Annotated in this window: 15 protein-coding genes, 1 rRNA gene and 1 pseudogene; 10 read left to right on the top strand and 7 right to left on the bottom strand. The window is 55.6% G+C overall.

All coding sequences use genetic code 11. The features are described from left to right. Positions 1–12 precede the first annotated feature (12 nt). From rrf to aceK, 5 genes are all read left to right on the top strand, one after another. Positions 13–128 (top strand): 5S ribosomal RNA (rrf, locus tag C3406_RS24130). A gap of 215 nt (positions 129–343) precedes the next feature. After that, positions 344–1,273, top strand: a complete 930-nt coding sequence (metA, locus tag C3406_RS24135; protein WP_103825369.1) for a homoserine O-acetyltransferase MetA — start codon at positions 344–346, stop codon at positions 1,271–1,273. 270 nt (positions 1,274–1,543) lie between these two features. Then, on the top strand, positions 1,544–3,145 hold the full coding sequence (aceB, locus tag C3406_RS24145) for a malate synthase A (protein WP_103177819.1): 1,602 nt from the start codon (positions 1,544–1,546) through the stop codon (positions 3,143–3,145). Between the two features lie 32 nt (positions 3,146–3,177). Continuing rightward, positions 3,178–4,482 carry an isocitrate lyase gene (gene aceA, locus C3406_RS24150; RefSeq protein ID WP_103825371.1) on the top strand — a complete coding sequence of 435 codons (1,305 nt, stop codon included), beginning with the start codon at positions 3,178–3,180 and terminating at the stop codon, positions 4,480–4,482. Between the two features lie 69 nt (positions 4,483–4,551). Further along, entirely contained in the window at positions 4,552–6,279 is a 1,728-nt protein-coding gene (gene aceK / locus C3406_RS24155) for a bifunctional isocitrate dehydrogenase kinase/phosphatase (RefSeq protein ID WP_103825372.1), read from the top strand. A gap of 81 nt (positions 6,280–6,360) precedes the next feature. Here aceK and iclR read toward each other — a convergent pair whose 3' ends face one another. Next, complete coding sequence (iclR, locus tag C3406_RS24160) at positions 6,361–7,185, bottom strand: glyoxylate bypass operon transcriptional repressor IclR (RefSeq protein ID WP_103177822.1); 825 nt, start codon at positions 7,183–7,185, stop codon at positions 6,361–6,363. 195 nt (positions 7,186–7,380) lie between these two features. Between iclR and metH the strand changes: the two genes are divergently transcribed. Both metH and C3406_RS24170 read left to right on the top strand, forming a co-directional pair. Beyond that, on the top strand, positions 7,381–11,064 hold the full coding sequence (gene metH, locus C3406_RS24165) for a methionine synthase (RefSeq protein ID WP_103825373.1): 3,684 nt from the start codon (positions 7,381–7,383) through the stop codon (positions 11,062–11,064). A 269-nt stretch (positions 11,065–11,333) separates the two neighbouring features. Then, positions 11,334–12,965, top strand: a complete 1,632-nt coding sequence (locus tag C3406_RS24170; protein ID WP_103825374.1) for a Na/Pi cotransporter family protein — start codon at positions 11,334–11,336, stop codon at positions 12,963–12,965. Here the strand turns inward: C3406_RS24170 and C3406_RS24175 are convergent. Together C3406_RS24175 and C3406_RS24180 are read right to left on the bottom strand one after the other, a co-directional pair. Beyond that, entirely contained in the window at positions 12,962–13,249 is a 288-nt protein-coding gene (locus C3406_RS24175) for an addiction module antidote protein (RefSeq protein ID WP_103825375.1), read from the bottom strand. The two genes, C3406_RS24170 and C3406_RS24175, sit on opposite strands and share 4 nt — an antisense overlap. Positions 13,250–13,255: 6 nt before the next feature. Then, the gene (locus tag C3406_RS24180; RefSeq protein WP_103825376.1) at positions 13,256–13,558 is read right to left on the bottom strand and encodes a type II toxin-antitoxin system RelE/ParE family toxin; all 303 of its coding nucleotides are present in this window, start codon (positions 13,556–13,558) and stop codon (positions 13,256–13,258) included. 194 nt (positions 13,559–13,752) lie between these two features. On the opposite strand from C3406_RS24180, the gene rluF reads away from it, so the two are divergent. Further along, complete coding sequence (gene rluF, locus C3406_RS24185) at positions 13,753–14,628, top strand: 23S rRNA pseudouridine(2604) synthase RluF (protein ID WP_103825377.1); 876 nt, start codon at positions 13,753–13,755, stop codon at positions 14,626–14,628. Here the strand turns inward: rluF and C3406_RS24190 are convergent, their stop codons facing one another. After that, complete coding sequence (locus tag C3406_RS24190; RefSeq protein ID WP_103825378.1) at positions 14,629–14,892, bottom strand: YjbD family protein; 264 nt, start codon at positions 14,890–14,892, stop codon at positions 14,629–14,631. Positions 14,893–14,954: 62 nt separating this feature from the next. Next, positions 14,955–15,899: a ketopantoate/pantoate/pantothenate transporter PanS gene (gene panS / locus C3406_RS24195; protein WP_103825379.1), complete on the bottom strand. Its 945-nt coding sequence runs from the start codon at positions 15,897–15,899 to the stop codon at positions 14,955–14,957. Positions 15,900–16,546: 647 nt separating this feature from the next. Between panS and C3406_RS24200 the strand changes: the two genes are divergently transcribed. After that, positions 16,547–16,906 carry a hypothetical protein gene (locus C3406_RS24200; protein WP_103825380.1) on the top strand — a complete coding sequence of 120 codons (360 nt, stop codon included), beginning with the start codon at positions 16,547–16,549 and terminating at the stop codon, positions 16,904–16,906. A gap of 237 nt (positions 16,907–17,143) precedes the next feature. Here C3406_RS24200 and C3406_RS24205 read toward each other — a convergent pair. Beyond that, a pseudogene (locus C3406_RS24205) lies at positions 17,144–17,382 on the bottom strand (ACT domain-containing protein); the annotation flags it as partial. Positions 17,383–17,638: 256 nt separating this feature from the next. On the opposite strand from C3406_RS24205, the gene C3406_RS24210 reads away from it, so the two are divergent. After that, positions 17,639–18,865 (top strand): RtcB family protein, encoded by a 1,227-nt coding sequence (locus C3406_RS24210; RefSeq protein WP_103825381.1) that lies wholly within the window; start codon positions 17,639–17,641, stop codon positions 18,863–18,865. Between the two features lie 64 nt (positions 18,866–18,929). Here C3406_RS24210 and lysC read toward each other — a convergent pair whose 3' ends face one another. Next, complete coding sequence (lysC, locus tag C3406_RS24215) at positions 18,930–20,279, bottom strand: lysine-sensitive aspartokinase 3 (RefSeq protein ID WP_103825382.1); 1,350 nt, start codon at positions 20,277–20,279, stop codon at positions 18,930–18,932. Positions 20,280–20,316: the final 37 nt, after the last annotated feature.

The following is a 20,316-nucleotide window of genomic DNA, read 5'->3' on the forward strand; positions in this document are numbered from 1 at the left end:
TTACAGAATTTGCCTGGCGGCTGTAGCGCGGTGGTCCCACCTGACCCCATGCCGAACTCAGAAGTGAAACGCCGTAGCGCCGATGGTAGTGTGGGGTCTCCCCATGCGAGAGTAGGGAACTGCCAGGTATCAAACAAGCCGAAAGCCCATCCTCACGGATGGGCTTTTTGCGTTGGGCGTTAAAAAAGCCGGGCGGCGGCTTCGCCTTACCCGGCCTACGGCTATCCCTTTCTTGAAACTTTCTCACCTTTCACATGCAGACTCGACATTTAGGTTATTCCTGGTTATTGTCAGCTATCTGGATGTCTAAACGTTTATACGTATGCTGTGAGGATGTAAGGTTATGCCGATTCGGGTGCAGGACGAGCTACCAGCCGTCAATTTCTTGCGTGAAGAGAATGTCTTTGTCATGACGGCTTCGCGCGCTACAGGTCAGGAAATTCGTCCTCTGAAGGTGCTTATCCTGAACCTGATGCCAAAGAAGATTGAGACAGAAAACCAGTTCCTCCGCTTGCTCTCAAACTCCCCGCTGCAGGTCGATATTCAGCTGCTGCGTATTGATGCGCGTGAATCCCGCAATACGCCGACAGAGCATCTCAATAACTTCTACTGTAATTTCGAAGACATCCGCGACGAGAATTTCGATGGACTGATCGTCACCGGTGCGCCACTGGGCCTGGTTGAATTCAACGACGTGGCTTACTGGCCGCAAATCAAGCAGGTGCTGGAGTGGGCCAAAGATCATGTCACTTCAACTCTGTTCGTCTGCTGGGCGGTCCAGGCGGCGCTCAACATTCTTTACGGCATCCCTAAACAAACCCGTACCGAAAAGCTCTCTGGTGTCTACGAGCATCATATTCTGCACCCTCATGCGCTGCTGACTCGCGGGTTTGATGACTCCTTCCTGGCGCCGCATTCACGCTATGCCGATTTCCCGGCTGCCCTGATCCGCGACTACACCGATCTTGAGATCCTCGCGGAAACCGAAGAGGGCGATGCCTATCTGTTTGCCAGCAAAGACAAGCGTATTGCTTTTGTCACCGGTCATCCGGAATACGATCCAGATACCCTGGCGAGCGAATATTTCCGCGATGTGGAAGCGGGTTTGAATCCGGACGTACCGTACAACTATTTCCCGCAAAACGATCCGCAGAACAAACCACGTGCCACCTGGCGCAGCCACGGCAATCTGCTGTTTACCAACTGGCTTAACTACTACGTCTACCAGATCACGCCGTACGATCTGCGCCACATGAATCCGACGCTGGATTAATCCTCTGACGATCCTCATCCTGTAGCGTTTCAGCTCTCCAGTTAAGGCACCTTCGGGTGCCTTTTTTATTTCCGAAATTCACTCCGTCTATAGAAAAATTTTTAAATTCATTTTTATCAGCAAGTTACCAAGCATTTAAATTAAAAATGGAAATTGTTTTTGATTTTATCGTAGAGCGAGATAGTCTTAATTCTGCTGAACGAAAACTACACAAGGATCTTTCGTTCGCGTGGGGGAAATAAATTCGGATCAATGAAGAGGAGCAGCGCAATGAATCAACAGGCAACCATTATCGATGAACTGTCCTTTACTCAACCGCATGGTGAGCAGGAGAAGCAGATCCTGACCGCCGATGCCGTAGAGTTCCTTACCGAGCTGGTAACTCGCTTCACGCCAAAGCGCAATAAATTACTGGCGGCACGCATCCAGCAGCAGCAAGACATTGATAATGGCAAGCTGCCTGACTTTATTTCGGAAACTGCTTCCATTCGTGAAGGTAACTGGACGATCCGCGGTATCCCGCAGGATCTGCAGGACCGACGCGTTGAAATCACCGGCCCGGTTGAGCGCAAGATGGTGATCAACGCGCTGAACGCCAATGTGAAGGTCTTTATGGCCGATTTTGAAGATTCACTGGCACCCGACTGGAATAAAGTGATTGATGGGCAGATCAACCTGCGTGATGCGGTTGATGGCACCATCAGCCACACCAACGAAGCTGGCAAAATCTACCAGCTTAAGCCCAACCCGGCGGTACTGGTTTGCCGCGTACGTGGCCTGCATTTACCGGAAAAGCATGTCACCTGGAACAATGAGGCGATCCCCGGCAGCCTGTTCGATTTTGCGCTCTACTTCTTCCATAACCATAAAAACCTGCTGGCAAAAGGCAGCGGACCTTACTTCTATCTGCCAAAAACGCAGTCATGGCAGGAGGCGGCCTGGTGGAGTGAGGTCTTTAGTTACACTGAAGACCGTTTTGAACTGCCGCGCGGCACCATCAAGGCCACGCTGCTGATTGAAACGTTGCCTGCGGTTTTCCAGATGGATGAGATTCTGCATGCCCTGCGTGACCACATTGTTGGCCTGAACTGTGGCCGCTGGGATTACATCTTCAGCTATATCAAAACCCTGAAGAACCACCCGGATCGCGTCCTGCCGGATCGTCAGGTGGTGACGATGGATAAATCTTTCCTCAATGCCTACTCGCGTCTGCTGATCAAAACCTGCCACAAACGCGGCGCCTTCGCGATGGGCGGCATGGCTGCTTTTATTCCCAGCAAAGACAGCGAGCGTAATACCCAGGTGCTGAATAAAGTGAAGGCCGATAAAGAGCTGGAGGCCAGCAACGGCCATGACGGTACGTGGGTGGCGCACCCCGGCCTGGCAGATACCGCCATGGAGGTGTTTAACCGCATCCTGGGCGATAACAAAAACCAGCTGCACGTGACCCGTGAAGATGATGCGCCCGTTACCGCTGCACAGCTTCTCGAACCGTGCGAGGGCGAGCGCACCGAAGAGGGGATGCGCGCCAATATTCGCGTGGCCGTGCAGTACATCGAAGCGTGGATCTCCGGTAACGGCTGTGTACCGATTTACGGTCTGATGGAGGATGCCGCCACCGCCGAGATCTCCCGCACCTCTATCTGGCAGTGGATCCATCATCAGAAAACGCTCAGCAACGGCAAGCCCGTCACCAAAGCCCTGTTCCGCCAGATGCTGTCGGAAGAGATGCTGAACATTCAGGAAGAGCTGGGCGAGCACCGCTTCAGCAGCGGTCGCTTCGACGCCGCCGCGCGCCTGATGGAACAAATCACCACCTCAGATGACTTAATCGACTTCCTGACGCTGCCGGGCTACCGCCTGCTGGCCTGATTTCACCACATAACAATATGGAGCATCTGCACATGAAAACCCGTACCCAACAGATCGAAGCATTACAGAATGAGTGGACTCAGCCGCGCTGGGAAGGCATTGAACGCCCTTATAGCGCTGAGGATGTGGTGAAGTTACGCGGCTCGGTAAACCTGGAATACACCCTGGCGCAGCTGGGTGCCGCCAAAATGTGGCGTCTGCTGCACGGCGAGTCGAAGAAAGGCTACATCAACAGCCTCGGCGCGCTGACGGGCGGCCAGGCGTTGCAGCAGGCGAAAGCGGGCATTGAAGCGGTCTATCTGTCAGGCTGGCAGGTGGCGGCAGATGCCAACCTCGCGTCCAGCATGTACCCAGATCAGTCCCTCTATCCGGCGAATTCCGTCCCGGCCGTGGTGGAGCGAATCAACAATACCTTCCGTCGTGCGGATCAGATCCAGTGGGCATCCGGTATTGAGCCAAACGATCCGCGCTTCGTCGATTATTTCCTGCCGATTGTGGCCGACGCCGAGGCGGGCTTTGGTGGGGTTCTGAATGCCTTTGAGCTGATGAAATCGATGATTGAAGCCGGTGCAGCGGCTGTCCACTTCGAAGATCAGCTGGCCTCTGTGAAGAAGTGCGGACACATGGGCGGCAAAGTGCTGGTTCCGACTCAGGAGGCGATCCAGAAACTGGTGGCTGCCCGTCTGGCCGCTGACGTCATGGGCGTCCCGACGCTGGTGATTGCCCGTACCGATGCCGATGCCGCAGATCTGATCACCTCCGACTGCGACCCTTACGACAGCCAGTTTATTACCGGCGAACGCACCAGCGAAGGGTTCTATCGTACCCATGCCGGCATTGAGCAGGCGATCAGCCGCGGTCTGGCGTATGCCCCCTATGCTGACCTGGTGTGGTGCGAAACCTCCACCCCGGATCTGGCGCTGGCGAAACGCTTTGCCGATGCCATCCATGCGAAATATCCGGGCAAACTGCTGGCTTATAACTGCTCACCGTCCTTTAACTGGCAGAAAAATCTGGACGATAAAACGATCGCCAGCTTCCAGCAGGAACTGTCGGACATGGGCTACAAGTATCAGTTCATCACCCTCGCGGGCATTCACAGCATGTGGTTTAACATGTTCGACCTGGCGCACGCCTACGCGCAGGGCGAGGGCATGAAGCACTACGTCGAGAAAGTCCAGCAGCCGGAGTTCGCAGCAAGTCAAAAGGGCTATACCTTCGTCTCGCACCAGCAGGAAGTAGGAACAGGCTACTTCGACAGAGTGACCACCATCATTCAGGGCGGCGCCTCCTCCGTCACCGCCCTGACCGGGTCGACCGAAGAAGCGCAGTTCTGATAACGGAAACGCCCGGTGGCATTGCGCTTACCGGGCCTACGGTTCTGTTTCCTGGGGTGAGGGACATCTATGTCGCGTGGCCTGGAATTACTGATTGCGCAGACCATTTTGCAGGGCTTTGATGCTCAGTATGGCCGTTTTCTGGAAGTGACGGGCGGGGCGCAGCAGCGCTTCGAGCAGGCAGACTGGCACGCCGTGCAGCAGGCCATGAAACAGCGTATTCATCTCTACGATCATCATGTGGGTCTGGTGGTAGAGCAGCTGCGCTGCATCACCGGCAGTATTGATATTGATGCCGCTTTTTTGCTGCGGGTGAAAAGCCATTACACCCAGCTGCTGCCGGACTATCCGCGCTATGAGATTGCGGAAAGCTTTTTCAACTCCGTCTACTGTCGGCTGTTTGATCACCGCTCGCTGTCACCGGAGCGGCTTTTTATTTTCAGCTCTCAGCCGGGGCAACGTTTCCGCGCCCTGCCGCGTCCGCTGGCGAAAGATTTCTACCCTGAACAGGGGTGGGAGGCGTTGTTAACCAAAGTGTTGGCCGATCTCCCTCTGCGTCTGCCGTGGCAAAATCGCCCGCGTGATGTCGGGTATATCATCGCCCATCTTTTGGAAACGCTCGGCTCGGACACGCTGCCAGACTCTCATTTACAGGTGGCGAATGAACTGTTCTACCGCAACAAAGCCGCCTGGCTGGTGGGGAAACTGATTACCCCGGACGCCACACTGCCGTTTTTATTGCCCATTCACCGCAGCGACGAAGGTGAACTGGTGGTGGATACCTGCCTGACCACCAGCGCCGAAGCGAGCATTGTTTTCGGCTTCGCCCGTTCCTATTTTATGGTTTACGCCCCCCTGCCAGGCGCGTTGGTGGAGTGGCTGCGTGAGATCCTGCCCGGTAAAACCACCGCTGAGTTGTATATGGCGATAGGTTGCCAGAAACATGCGAAAACCGAGAGCTACCGGGAATACCTGCACTATATCGCCCATGCCGATGAGCAGTTTATCGAGGCGCCAGGCATTCGCGGTATGGTGATGCTGGTCTTTACCCTGCCGGGTTTTGACCGGGTGTTTAAGGTGATAAAGGATAAATTCGCTCCACAGAAAGAGATGTCTGCCGCCCATGTGCGCGCCTGCTACCAGCTGGTTAAGGAGCACGATCGCGTCGGGCGCATGGCGGATACCCAGGAGTTTGAGAATTTTGTTCTCGATAAGCGACAGATTGCGCCGCAGCTGATGGCGCTGTTGCTCCAGGAAGCGCCAGAAAAAATCAGCGATCTGGGGGATAAAATCGCCATCAGTCATCTCTACATTGAACGGCGGATGGTGCCGCTCAATATCTGGCTGGAGCAGTCAGAGGGGCAGGCGCTGCACGATGCGATTGAAGAGTACGGCAATGCCATCCGGCAGCTGGCGGCAGCCAATATCTTCCCGGGCGACATGCTGTTTAAAAACTTTGGCGTCACCCGTCACGGGCGGGTCGTGTTCTATGACTACGACGAAATCTGCTACATGACGGAAGTGAATTTTCGTGAAATCCCGCCGCCGCGCTACCCGGAAGATGAGCTCGCCAGCGAGCCGTGGTACAGCGTCTCGCCGGGGGATGTCTTCCCGGAGGAGTTTCGCCACTGGTTATGCGCTGACCCGCGTATCGGAGCACTGTTTAAAGAGATGCATGCCGATCTGTTTCGCGCCGATTACTGGCGTGGCCTGCAAACCCGCATTAAGAACGGGCATGTGGAAGATGTTTATGCTTACCGGCGTAAGCAGCGGTTTAGCGTGAAGTATGCGGCTTAACGCCGGGTGGCGGCTGCGCCTTACCCGGCCTACAGAATTTTGTAGGCCCGTGCAAGCATAGCGCCGCCGGGCATTGAAGACTTAACGAATCCCACCATACGCCAGCGTCACCTCTTTCGCCGCCTTAATCACCAGCGCCCCCAGCTCAGTCACCCGGTCGTCGGTCATCCGTGAGATTGGCCCGGAGATGGAGATAGCGGCAAACGGCTCGCGGTGCTCATCATAAATGCAGGCGGCAATACAGCGCAGGCCGAGAGCATGCTCTTCATCATCGAAGGAGTAGCCGCGCTTGCGCGTCAGGGCTAAATCCTCTTTCAGATGGACCGGTGATACCAGCGTCGCATGGGTATAGGCGTGTAAGCCTTTGCGGTGCAGCAGACCCGTCACCTGCTCCTCGCTGAGCTGGGACAAAAACGCCTTTCCTGCCCCGGAGGCGTGCATCGGCAGCTTGCCGCCAATCGGGGCCGACATGCGCATCAGTTGGGTACACTGCACCTGGTCGATAATAATCGCCTGGTGATCGCTCTGATCGAGCACCGCCAGGTTGACCGTCTCGCCGGAGTCTTCCATCAGCTTGCGCAGGATCGGATGGACAATGGCGAGCAGATTACGGCTCTGCAAAAAGCTGCTGCCGACAATAAACGCGTGGGCACCCACGGACCAGTGCCCGAGCTCGCCCACCTGACGGACAAAGCCCAGCTGCTGCATGGTGGTCAGCAGGCGATGGGTGGTGGAATTTGGCAGACCTGCCTGCTGGGCCAGCTCCGTTAGCGCCACGCTGCTGTGCGACTCGGCTATCCATTCGAGGAGCTTTAACCCCCGGGTCAGGGACTGGACTTGACCGCCTGCCTGGGCGGTCGCGGCGGCGGGTTTTCTGCCGCGTTTAGCGGGAACGGTGGCGACCATGGCAGGCTCCTTTTTTCTGTATCGTGGAAATCATTTTCGTTTTATTTGGGTATTTTGCAACCGTTATCCTGACTGATCGGATGAGTCATGCTGAACATGTCTCATGTTACCGCGGTGTGACTTTTCCCCTTAGCAAGATTATGCCAGTATGGACTGCTGGCCTTTTGGCCTGGTTGAGCGTTGTCGGGAGCAAGTGTGAGCAGCAAAGTAGATCAACTGCGTGCGCAGTTAAATGAACGCATTCTGGTACTGGATGGCGGTATGGGCACCATGATCCAGAGCTATCGTCTGAGTGAAGACGACTTTCGCGGCGACCGTTTCGCCGACTGGCCCTGCGATCTGAAAGGTAACAATGACCTGCTGGTACTCAGCAAGCCAGAGATTATCGCCGCCATTCACTACGCCTATTTCGAGGCGGGTGCGGATATCGTTGAGACCAACACCTTTAACTCGACAACCATCGCCATGGCGGATTACGAGATGGAATCCCTGTCGGCGGAGATCAACTACGAGGCTGCGAAGCTGGCCCGCGCCTGCGCCGATGAGTGGACGGCCCGCACGCCAGAGAAACCGCGCTATGTGGCGGGCGTGCTTGGCCCGACCAACCGCACCGCCTCTATCTCGCCGGATGTGAACGATCCGGCTTTTCGTAATATCACCTTTGACCAGCTGGTGACCGCGTACCGCGAGTCCACCAAAGCGCTGGTGGAAGGCGGTGTCGATCTGATCATGATTGAAACGGTCTTCGATACGCTCAACGCCAAAGCCGCTATCTACGCGGTGAAAGAGGAGTTCGAAGCCCTGGGCGTCGATCTGCCGATCATGATCTCCGGCACCATCACCGATGCCTCTGGCCGTACCCTTTCCGGACAGACGACCGAAGCTTTTTATAACTCCCTGCGCCATGCCGATGCGCTGACCTTTGGCCTGAACTGTGCCCTGGGGCCGGACGAACTGCGCCAGTATGTGCAGGAGCTGTCGCGCATCGCGGAGTGCTACGTCACTGCCCACCCGAATGCCGGCCTGCCAAACGCCTTTGGTGAGTACGATCTCGATGCCGCCACCATGGCGGCGCAGATCCGCGAGTGGGCCGAATCCGGGTTCCTGAATATCGTCGGCGGCTGCTGCGGCACCACGCCAGAGCACATTGCTGCCATGAGCAACGCGGTGGCGGGCCTGGCGCCACGTAAGCTCCCCGACCTGCCGGTGGCCTGTCGACTGTCTGGTCTTGAGCCGCTGAACATTGGCGATGACAGCCTGTTTGTGAACGTTGGCGAACGTACCAACGTGACCGGCTCCGCGAAGTTCAAACGCCTGATCAAAGAAGAGAAGTACAGCGAAGCGCTGGACGTTGCCCGCCAGCAGGTTGAGAGCGGAGCGCAGATCATTGATATCAACATGGATGAGGGGATGCTCGACGCCGAAGCGGCAATGGTGCGTTTCCTCAACCTGATTGCCGGTGAGCCGGACATTGCCCGCGTGCCGATTATGATCGACTCCTCGAAGTGGGAAGTGATCGAAAAAGGGCTGAAGTGCATTCAGGGCAAGGGGATCGTTAACTCCATCTCAATGAAAGAGGGGGTTGAGCCCTTTATCCACCACGCGAAAATGGTGCGCCGCTACGGTGCAGCCGTGGTGGTGATGGCCTTTGACGAAGTGGGCCAGGCGGATACCCGTGAGCGCAAAATTGAGATTTGCCGCCGCGCATACCAGATTTTGACCGAAGAGGTCGGCTTCCCACCGGAAGACATTATCTTTGACCCGAACATCTTTGCCGTCGCCACCGGGATCGAAGAGCACAACAACTACGCCCAGGACTTTATCGGCGCATGTGAAGACATCAAGCGCGAGCTGCCGCATGCCCTGATCTCCGGCGGCGTCTCCAACGTCTCGTTCTCGTTCCGCGGTAACGACCCGGTGCGTGAGGCGATCCACGCGGTGTTCCTCTATTACGCCATCCGTAACGGCATGGACATGGGGATCGTCAACGCTGGCCAGCTGGCGATTTATGACGACCTGCCAGTGGAGCTGCGCGATGCGGTTGAGGATGTGATCCTGAATCGTCGCGACGATGCCACCGAGCGCATGCTGGAGCTGGCCGAAAAGTATCGCGGCAGCAAAGCTGATGACAGTGCCAACGTTCAGCAGGCGGAGTGGCGTACCTGGGATGTGAAAAAACGCCTGGAATACTCGCTGGTAAAAGGCATCACCGAGTTTATCGAGCAGGATACCGAAGAGGCCCGCCAGCAGGCCGCGCGCCCGATTGAAGTGATCGAAGGGCCGCTGATGGACGGCATGAACGTGGTCGGCGATCTGTTCGGCGAGGGCAAAATGTTCCTGCCGCAGGTGGTGAAATCCGCCCGCGTGATGAAGCAGGCCGTGGCCTATCTGGAGCCGTTTATCGAAGCCAGCAAAGAGAAAGGCTCCAGTAACGGCAAGATGGTCATCGCCACCGTAAAAGGCGACGTGCATGACATCGGCAAAAACATCGTTGGCGTGGTGCTGCAGTGTAATAACTACGAGATTATCGATCTGGGCGTGATGGTGCCGGCGGAGAAAATCCTCAAAACCGCACGCGAAGTGAATGCCGATCTGATTGGCCTCTCCGGACTGATTACCCCGTCGCTGGATGAGATGGTCAACGTGGCGAAAGAGATGGAGCGCCAGGGCTTTACCCTTCCGCTGCTCATTGGCGGAGCGACCACCTCCAAAGCGCATACGGCGGTGAAGATCGAGCAGAACTACAGCGGGCCGACGGTATACGTGCAGAACGCCTCGCGCACGGTTGGCGTGGTTTCGGCGCTGCTGTCCGAAACCCAGCGCGACGACTTTGTTGCCAGAACCCGCAAAGAGTATGAAACGGTGCGCATTCAGCACGGACGTAAAAAGCCGCGCACCCCGCCGGTAACGCTGGTCGCGGCGCGGGATAACGACCTGGCCTTTGACTGGTCGAGCTATACGCCGCCAGTTGCCCATCGTCTGGGCGTGCAGGAGGTAACGGCCAGCATCGAGACCCTGCGCAACTACATCGACTGGACGCCGTTCTTTATGACCTGGTCGCTGGCCGGGAAGTACCCGCGCATTCTGGAAGATGAGGTGGTAGGCGAGGAGGCGAAGCGCCTGTTTAAAGATGCCAACGACCTGCTCGATAAGCTCAGCGCCGAGAAAACCCTTAACCCGCGCGGCGTGGTGGGGCTGTTCCCGGCGAACCGCGTAGGCGACGATATCGAAATTTATCGCGATGAGACGCGTACTCACGTACTGACCGTAAGCCATCATCTGCGTCAGCAGACCGAGAAGGTGGGTTTTGCCAACTACTGTCTGGCCGATTTTGTCGCGCCGAAGCTGAGCGGCAAAGCGGACTACATCGGTGCCTTTGCCGTGACCGGCGGGCTGGAGGAGGACGCACTGGCGGATGCCTACGAAGCGCAGCATGATGATTACAACAAAATCATGATTAAAGCGATTGCCGACCGACTGGCCGAGGCGTTTGCGGAATACCTGCACGAGCGGGTGCGTAAGGTGCACTGGGGTTACGCGCCTACTGAGAATCTCAGCAATGAGGATCTGATCCGTGAGAACTACCAGGGTATCCGTCCGGCGCCAGGCTACCCTGCCTGCCCGGAGCATACCGAGAAAGGCACTATCTGGCGGCTTCTGGATGTCGAAGCCCATACCGGCATGAAGCTCACCGAGTCCTTCGCCATGTGGCCGGGTGCATCGGTTTCCGGCTGGTACTTCAGTCACCCTGACAGCAAATACTTCGCCGTGGCGCAGATCCAGCGTGACCAGGTGGAAGATTATGCCCTGCGTAAAGGGATGAGCGTGGCAGAGGTGGAGCGCTGGTTAGCGCCAAACCTCGGCTACGACGCCGACTGACCTGGCTTACTTGCCAGCTTGCGCCAGGCTGTCCTCACTGCGGGCAGTCTGTGTGCAATCTGACTGCACCGCCGACGGTCAGGGCCCGGCTCACGTCACGTTTCCTTACAACAAACAGGGCACCCAATGGGTGCCCTGTCTCTTTCTTACGTTTGACCCCTTATACTTGAGAAGAGCTCAGGCCAGGCGTAGGCCGGATAAGCGAAGCGCCATCCGGCGTTTCTGGCATGGGCTTAAGGAACCGATAACGAAAAGGAGAACCTGTATCCGTGCTGACTCTGCTACATCTGCTTTCTGCCGTGGCGTTGCTGGTCTGGGGCACCCATATTGTTCGTACCGGCGTAATGCGCGTTTTTGGCGCCCGCTTACGCACCGTTCTCAGCCGCAGCGTTGAGAAAAAGCCGCTCGCGTTCTGTGCAGGCATTGGCGTCACTGCGCTGGTGCAAAGCAGCAATGCCACCACAATGCTGGTCACCTCGTTTGTGGCCCAGGATCTGGTGGCGCTGACGCCTGCGCTGGTGATTGTTCTCGGTGCCGATGTAGGGACCGCGCTGATGGCGCGAGTATTGACCTTTGATCTCTCCTGGCTGTCGCCGCTGCTGATCTTTATCGGCGTGATATTTTTCCTTGGCCGTAAGCAGACCCGGGCCGGACAGCTGGGGCGCGTGGGGATCGGCCTTGGGCTGATTCTGCTGGCCCTGGAGCTGATCGTTCAGGCCGTCACCCCCATTACGCAGGCCAGCGGCGTCCAGGTTATCTTCGCTTCACTGACCGGCGACATCATGCTGGATGCGTTGATTGGTGCGGTGTTTGCGCTTATCAGCTACTCCAGCCTGGCGGCGGTGCTGTTAACCGCGACCCTGACCGCGGCGGGGATCATCTCCTTCCCCGTCGCCCTCTGTCTGGTGATTGGTGCGAACCTTGGCTCCGGCCTGCTGGCGGTACTTAACAACAGCGCAGCCAATGCCGCAGCACGCCGCGTGGCGCTTGGCAGCCTGCTGTTTAAGCTGGTGGGAAGCCTGATTATTCTGCCGTTCGTTAAGCCGCTGGCGGACCTGATGGATAACCTGTCGCTGCCGGAATCGGAGATGGTCATCTACTTCCACGTCTTCTATAACCTGGTGCGCTGCGTGGCGATGGTGCCCTTTGCTGGTCCAATGGCGCGCTTCTGTGAACGTATCATCCGCGATGAACCGGAGCTCGATACCCGTCTGAAACCGAAACATCTCGATACCACCGCGCTTGATACCCCGGCGCTGGCATTGGCCAATGCCGCCCGCGAAACGCTGCGCATGGGCGATGCAATGGAGTTAATGCTGGAGGGGCTGAAAAAGGTGGTACATGGCGAGCCGCGGGAAGAGAAAGCGCTGCGTAAACTCGCCGACGATATCAACGTGCTCTATACCGCCATCAAACTCTACCTGGCGCGGATGCCAAAAGATGAGCTGGCGGAAGAGGAGTCCCGCCGCTGGGCGGAGATCATCGAAATGTCGCTCAACCTGGAGCAGGCCTCCGACATCGTCGAGCGCATGGGGAGCGAAATCGCCGACAAGTCGCTGGCGGCCCGCCGGGCATTCTCCCTGGAAGGGGTTAAAGAGCTGGACGCACTGCACGATCAACTGCTCGCCAACCTGAAGCTGGCGATGTCGGTCTTTTTCTCTGGCGACGTACCCAGCGCCCGCCGTCTGCGCCGTAATAAACACCGGTTCCGTATTCTCAACCGTCGCTATTCCCACGCGCACGTTGACCGTCTGCACCAGCAGAACGTGCAAAGCATTGAGACCAGCTCCCTGCACTTAGGGCTGCTTGGCGACATGAAGCGCCTTAACTCCCTGTTCTGCGCGGTGGCTTACAGCGTAATGGAGCAGCCAGATGAGGACGATGGTCGGGATGAGTATTAACTGTTTGCATGTTTGATGGTTAAACCAAGGCCCAGCGCTTTCATCACGGTGAGCGTGGTTTTAAGCGTTGGGTTGCCTTTTTCACTGAAAGAGCGATAAAGCTGCTCTCGTGATAATCCTGTTTGTTCTGCAATGGTTGACATGCCTTTAGTGCGCGCAACCACGCCCAGCGCCTCGGCGATAAAGGCGGGATCGCCTGTTTCGAAAGCGTCAGCCATAAAGATGGCGATCTGCTCATCATCAACCAGGGCATTTGCGGGATCGTAGGAGGTTAGTTTATTCATGGCAGATTACTCCTGCACTTTAACGGTTCTGGCGAGCATTCTGGCCAGAAGGATATCTTTATCCTGGTTACTTTTGTCGCCGCCGCACAGCAGCAGGATGATCTGCTTACCCTGCTGTTTGAAGTAGATTCTGTAACCGGGGCCAATGTGGATCCTGAGTTCGCTTACTCCTTCACCTACAGGTTTAACGTCCCCCGATAATCCATTTGCCAGTCGGAAGAGACGGGCTGCTATCACAGTTCTCGCACGCCGATCTTTTAAATTTTGCTCCCAGCAGCGAAAGGATTCTGTCTGAACGAGCGCTTTCATCATACTCCCTGTTGTTTATAAACTACAAACGATGAGCACAGGGAAAGAAAATAAAAGGGAAGGGTGAAGGCGTAAAGCCTGAAACTTCAAATGCTGAAAGCGCTTCGCAAAGAGTAAAACCTCGCTTTTTCGCCCGCGACCGATCTTTTTACCAGCCGAAACCTAAGGTATATTTCGCCTCTACAGGAGAAATTATGCTGCCAACTCAATCCACCCGATTAAACAAATACATTAGCGAGAGCGGGATCTGCTCGCGCCGCGAGGCTGACCGTTACATCGAGCAGGGCAACGTGTTTATCAACGGTAAACGCGCCACCATTGGCGATCAGGTCGTTCCTGGCGATGTGGTCAAAGTGAATGGTCAAACGATCGAGCCCCGTAACGCAGAAGACCTGGTGTTTATCGCGCTGAATAAACCAGTTGGCATTGTCAGTACCACGGAAGATGGCGAGCGTGACAACATCGTGGATTTCGTCAACCACAGCAGCCGCATCTTCCCGATTGGCCGCCTGGACAAAGACTCCCAGGGGTTGATTTTCCTCACCAACCACGGCGATCTGGTGAACAAGATCCTGCGTGCCGGTAACGACCACGAAAAAGAGTACATCGTCACGGTTAACAAACCGGTGACGGACGACTTTATCCGCGGCATGGGCGCAGGCGTTCCGATCCTCGGCACGGTGACGAAAAAGTGCAAGGTGAAGAAAGAGGCGCCGTTCGCGTTCCGCATTACCCTGGTTCAGGGGTTAAACCGGCAGATCCGCCGCATGTGCGAATATTTCGGTTACGAAGTGACGAAGCTGGAACGTACACGCATCATGAACGTCAGCCTCTCCGGCATCCCGCTGGGCGAGTGGCGCGATCTGACCGATGATGAACTGATTGAGCTCTTTAAGCTGATTGAGAATTCATCCTCGGAAGCGAAACCCAAAGCCAAAGCCAAACCGAAAACCCAGGGCATTAAACGCCCGGTGGTTAAGGCTCCGCAATCGGAAGAGAAAAGCCGGGCGAAGCCTGCCGGAAACGGAAAGCGCTTTACGTCGCCAGGCCGTAAAAAGAAAGGGCGCTAATCAGCGCCTTCCACGGGTTGGGGTATTCGCCGACCAGGAAAATGTCGCCTCTTTATAAGCCTGCTCTTTTCGAAGTTTGCGGGCTTTTTTGGCGTCCAGCTCACGCTGCGCCATCAGTTTGTCGATGTACTCTTTTTTGAGGTGATTGGTTTCGGCGTTGGTCAGCAGACGGCCATGGGCGATACGCGCGCGGTCGAGCAGGGTTTTCAGTTCGCGCTGCTCGCTTTCCGTCATCTCTTTCTGGGTCAATCTTGGTGTGGACATACCTGAAGCCTCCTGTGAAAGAGGCTTCAGTGTAAAGCATGCCTTCGCTGCGGCGAAGTGAATTAACCTTCCTTCACCACATCGCTTTTCTTTTGCCCCTCGAGCGGCTTACCCGACCAGTAACCCGCCAGCAGCGAGCCGGAAAGGTTATGCCATACCGAGAAGAGCGCGCCCGGCAGTGCCGCCAGCGGCGAGAAGTAGATTTTGCCGAGAGCTGCGGCGAGGCCGGAGTTCTGCATCCCCACTTCAATCGCCAGCGTGCGGCAGGTGGATTCGTCAAAGCCGAACAGCTTTCCGCCCCAGTAGCCGCCCATCAGGCCAATAATGTTGTGCAGCACCACGGCGATAATCACCACAAAACCGACAGAGGCGATATGGGCCGCAGAACCGGCCACCACGGCGCTGATGATCGCCAGAATGCAGACCATCGAAAATGCCGGTAAATAGGGCTCTACGGCTTTCACCAGACGCGGGAACAGGTGATGAATCACCAGCCCCAGCGCAATCGGAATCACCACGATTTGCAGAATGCTCAGCAGCATCCCCATCACATCCACCTGAATATGGGCATCCACATACAGACGCGTCAGCAGCGGAGTCGCCACCACGCCCACCAGGGTGGAGACGGAGGAGATGGTCACCGACAGCGCCACGTCCCCTTTCGCCAGATAGATCATCACGTTGGAGGCGGTACCGCTGGCCACGCTGCCCACCAGTACCATCCCGGCGGAGAGGTCCGGCGGCATCTTAAAGGCGATAGCCAGGGCCCATGCCGCCAGGGGCATCACCAGATAGTGCAGAAAGATCCCCGCCGCAACCGGGGCGGGACGCGACAGGACGCGTTTAAAATCGTCGATTTTCAGGTGCACACCCATGCCGAACATGATCAGCATCAGCAGCGTGGTAACCCACGGGCCGATAGCGGTAAAGGTACCAGGCGTGTAATACGCGAGAACGGAGAGCAGCAGCGCCCATAACGGGAACAGCCGGGTGATGGCGGATAACATACGGATTCCTTGCGATTGTGTTGTGTCATGTAGTTATAAAAAAGCCGGGATCGAGCCCGGCTTAGAGGTATTGTTTATCGTGCTAAGTAATTTTGTTCAATCAAATAATATTCATGATCGCCGGTAGAAGGGGATATCTGCCGTCTGATGAACGCGCTCCTGCGTGCCGGTAACGAAAAGTGCAAACTGAAGCAGGAAGCACCGTTTGCTTTCTGCTTCACTCTGGATCAGGTTTGAACCGCCAGACCCGCTGTATGTGCAAATATTTTGGTTTTGAAGTGACGAAGCCATCATGGAGAGCACAGACAAAAGCCAATATTATTTGTCTGGTTAAGCCGTAAAAAAGAACAGGTGTTATCCCTTTATTAACTCTAGGAAACAATCTTATAACCTGTCTGTCGATAAACTATATATCTTTATTATTTATAGCGAAGGTTTATTCATTCTCTTTAAATATGTTTATTTTATGCTGAATCGATTTAATTAAAAAACAATTAAAATCTGTTTGTCTTGTATTCTTAGATCATGCTATAAGAGTTTTGTTGCATGAATTTGCTGCAGCTTGAAATATTAATAGATAGTATCGTGTCTATTAATAATATATTTGCTCTCACTATCTTCACTACGTCATATAATAAGGATTTAATATGAAAGAAATGCCATTGGAACTTATTTATCGGCTATACAAGGCGGACATTGGTGATATTATTGATAATACATATGTTCGCCTCAATGGAGCATGGCTAACCGATGATGATCGAGAAGCTTACCCAAATGGGTTTTTAGGCCGAGGAGCTACATATAAATTCATGTTCAAGGATCATTCTGACGGTAATTATTATACGACAAGCAACAGTGCTGATGTAGCTGATGTCAAACCAAGAAGTCATGATTGCTGGTACGAAGAACCGTTCACTACCACCGCTGACCCATTCCCAGTGTATGAATGTAAATACGAAACTCGAGCAATTAATACAATATATATGCTTGAGGACATCCCAGGTTAAATAAACTAAAAACCGCATTTTAATTTATTTTTATCGAGGTAGGGCATTAACCATGATGAAATATATTCAGCCATCTAACGCCTGTTAGAGCCCATGTAAAATTCATTTCCATTATGGCGTAATTTTACACATTGAGCCGCTTATACGTGCATTAAGCATTCCTTGCGACCGTGTTTTACAGTGACAAAAAGCCGGGTCTGTACCTGGCTTTTTATTATTTCTTTTTGCTGAATAATTTTATTCAAACAGATTGCGATGCAGTTTCTGCACAACCTGCTCCGCTTCAGCGCCCAGCGCCCAGCGCCCAGCGCCCGGCACCAGGAAGCAAAGGTTGTAGCTTGATGCACCGTAACAAATCATGCGGATGTTAAACGGCTCCAGCACACCAAACACCTCTTTGCCCACGCCGCTGGCGCGGGGTAGCTCATTACCGATGATCGCCACCAGGCGAGATCTTCCTCCGCCTCAACGCGGCACCGTTCCCAGTAACCCAATTACTCCCCATCGCTTTTTCATGTTCATCCTGCAAGATAAAAGCTAATACTAAAAGATAAAAGATATTCTATCGGTTAAGCAATGCGCTGTGATTTCCAGTAAAAAATCAATTTAAATCAAAAGGATATTTTTGTGTGCAGCAGGAGTAGCCTGGCTCGCTCCTGGCAATACTTTCCGGTAACAGACAACGTTAAAAGGGTGGTCACGACGGTTCAGACAGCCCTGAGGATGAGCACTATGAAACAGAATGATTTTGACGTTTTAACGGCGCAGCACAGCGCACCGGTAAAAATGTGGACGCACGGGGTGCCCGTTGAGCCAGAGGCGCGCGAGCAGCTGCTCAATACCGCAAAGATGCCGTTTATTTTTAAACATCTGGCGGTGATGCCGGATGTGCATCTCGGAAAAGGCTCTACCATTGGCAGCGTGATCCCCACCAAAGGGGCCATCATTCCGGCGGCGGTGGGGGTGGATATCGGCTGCGGGATGATTGCCGTGCGGACATCTCTGCAGGCAGGCGACCTGCCGGATAACCTTCACGGGCTGCGCAGCGCCATTGAACAGGCGGTGCCGCACGGGCGGACCAATACCCGCTCCCATCGCGATAAGGGAGCATGGGCAAAGACGCCGGATGAAGTGGATAATCACTGGGCCCGGCTGGCACCGCGCTTCAAACGGCTGACGGATAAATATCCGCAACTGCTGAAAACCAATAACCATCAGCATCTGGGGACGCTGGGCACCGGGAACCACTTTATCGAGATCTGCCTGGATGAGCAGCAACGCGTTTGGGTCATGCTGCACAGCGGTTCGCGTGGCGTGGGCAATGCCATCGGCAATGTGTTTATCACGCTGGCGCAGAAGGATATGCAGCAGCATATTGCCAACCTGCCTGACAGAAACCTGGCCTATTTCCAGGAGGGGAGCCGGCACTATAACGACTATATCGAAGCCGTGGAGTGGGCACAGGATTTTGCGCGCCATAACCGCGAGGTGATGATGTCCCGCGTGCTGGCCGCGCTCTCGCGTATTGTGCCAAAGCCTTTCCTGACCCAGCAGGAGGCGGTGAATTGCCATCACAACTATGTCCAGAAAGAGCGTCATTTTGGTGAAGAGGTCCTGGTGACGCGCAAAGGGGCGGTGTCGGCGCAGAAGGGCGAGATGGGGATCATCCCCGGGTCGATGGGGGCAAAGAGCTTTATCGTGCGCGGCCTGGGCAATGAAGAGAGCTTCTGCTCCTGCAGCCACGGGGCAGGGCGGGTGATGAGCCGCACGGCGGCCAAAAAACGCTTCACCGTCGCCGATCAGGTTCGCGCAACGGCTCACGTCGAGTGCAGAAAAGACAGCGAGGTTATCGATGAGATACCGATGGCCTATAAAGACATCGATGCCGTCATGGCGGCGCAGGCATCGCTGGTCGAGATCGTCCATACCTTGCGCCAGGTGGTATGTGTAAAAGGATAAAAGAGATGGCTGATAACGGTGCTGGCAGGATAAAAAAAGGGCCCGGTTTACCGGGCCTTTTTTGTTACTCAAACAAGTTATGATGCAGTTTCTGCACGACCTGCTCGGCTTCATGGCCTGGTACCAGGAAGCAGAGGTTGTAACTGGATGCGCCATAGCAAATCATGCGGATGTTAAACGGATCCAGCACGCCAAATACCTCTTTGCCCACGCCGCTGGCGCGGGACAGCTCGTTACCGATAATCGCCACCAGGGCGAGATCTTCTTCCACCTCAACGCGACACAGTTCGGAGAGCTCCATCAGCAGGGACTGCGTCAACAGGGTATCGCCGGTGGAGGTTGAGCCGGTGGTGTCCAGGGTCAGGGCGATGTTCACCTCTGAGGTGGTCACCAGATCAACCGAGATACTGTGGCGCGCCAGAATGCTGAACACCTCGGCCAGGAAGCCGCGGGAGTGCAGCATGCTCAGGCTGTGCAGGGTCAACAGGGTCTGCTTGCGACGCAGGGCGATGGCGCGGAACAGCGGTGGGTTTTCGGTGGTGTTGCACACCATGGTGCCGCCCGCTTTCGGATCCTTGCTGGAGCCGACGAAGACCGGAATGTCGCTGCGCACTGCCGGCAGTAATGTCGCCGGATGCAGCACTTTCGCGCCAAAGGTCGCCATCTCGGCGGCCTCTTCAAAGGCGATCACGTCAATACGTTTGGCGGCAGGCACCACGCGCGGGTCGGTGGTGTAGATGCCCGGCACGTCCGTCCAGATATCCACACGGGAGGCGCGCAGCGCCTCGCCCAGCAGGGCTGCGGTGTAGTCGCTGCCGCCACGGCCCAGCGTAGTGGTGCGGCCTTTGGCTTCGCTACCGATAAAGCCCTGGGTGATGACAATCCCTTCCGCCAGACGCGGTGCCAGCTGTTGAGTGGTCAGTTCAGCAATGGCCTCAATGTCCGGCTCGGCACGGCCAAAGCGATCGCTGGTGCGCAGCACTTTACGCACGTCAAACCACTGCGACTGAACGTTACGCTCGCGCAGCACTTCGACAAACAGCAGGGTCGACATCAGCTCACCGTGGCTGACCAGCTCGTCGGTCAGGGCGGTGGAGGTGGCCAGAGAGGCGGCTTCGGCCAGGGTGATGATATTTTCCAGTAGGCGCTCAATCTCTTCGCTGATGACGCTGGGATCGCGCAGGCGGCTAAGGATATCGAACTGAATTTTGTGCAGCGCTTCCAGCTTCGCCTGGCGCTCGCTCGCTTCCAGCCCTTCTGCCAGGGCTACCAGCAGATTGGTGACGCCCGCCGAAGCAGACAACACCACCAGCCGGGTATTCGGATCGGCCAGCACCACATCGGCGCTGCGGTTCATGGCATCAAAATCGGCCACGCTGGTACCGCCAAACTTGGCGACAACAAAACTCGTCATAACAACCTCGTGTCAGGGAAGGAAAAGAGCGACCATG

The organism is Leclercia sp. LSNIH8 (assembly GCF_002920195.1).
GTDB lineage: Bacteria > Pseudomonadota > Gammaproteobacteria > Enterobacterales > Enterobacteriaceae > Enterobacter.

Coding starts and splice junctions, on each gene's coding strand:
- aceA (WP_103825371.1), top strand. CDS start 3,178: ATGAAAACCCGTACCCAACAGATCGAAGCATTACAGAATGAGTGGACT.
- aceK (WP_103825372.1), top strand. CDS start 4,552: ATGTCGCGTGGCCTGGAATTACTGATTGCGCAGACCATTTTGCAGGGC.
- rluF (WP_103825377.1), top strand. CDS start 13,753: ATGCTGCCAACTCAATCCACCCGATTAAACAAATACATTAGCGAGAGC.
- C3406_RS24200 (WP_103825380.1), top strand. CDS start 16,547: ATGAAAGAAATGCCATTGGAACTTATTTATCGGCTATACAAGGCGGAC.
- metA (WP_103825369.1), top strand. CDS start 344: ATGCCGATTCGGGTGCAGGACGAGCTACCAGCCGTCAATTTCTTGCGT.
- lysC (WP_103825382.1), bottom strand. CDS start 20,279: ATGACGAGTTTTGTTGTCGCCAAGTTTGGCGGTACCAGCGTGGCCGAT.
- iclR (WP_103177822.1), bottom strand. CDS start 7,185: ATGGTCGCCACCGTTCCCGCTAAACGCGGCAGAAAACCCGCCGCCGCG.
- panS (WP_103825379.1), bottom strand. CDS start 15,899: ATGTTATCCGCCATCACCCGGCTGTTCCCGTTATGGGCGCTGCTGCTC.
- C3406_RS24180 (WP_103825376.1), bottom strand. CDS start 13,558: ATGAAAGCGCTCGTTCAGACAGAATCCTTTCGCTGCTGGGAGCAAAAT.
- C3406_RS24210 (WP_103825381.1), top strand. CDS start 17,639: ATGAAACAGAATGATTTTGACGTTTTAACGGCGCAGCACAGCGCACCG.
- aceB (WP_103177819.1), top strand. CDS start 1,544: ATGAATCAACAGGCAACCATTATCGATGAACTGTCCTTTACTCAACCG.
- C3406_RS24175 (WP_103825375.1), bottom strand. CDS start 13,249: ATGAATAAACTAACCTCCTACGATCCCGCAAATGCCCTGGTTGATGAT.
- C3406_RS24190 (WP_103825378.1), bottom strand. CDS start 14,892: ATGTCCACACCAAGATTGACCCAGAAAGAGATGACGGAAAGCGAGCAG.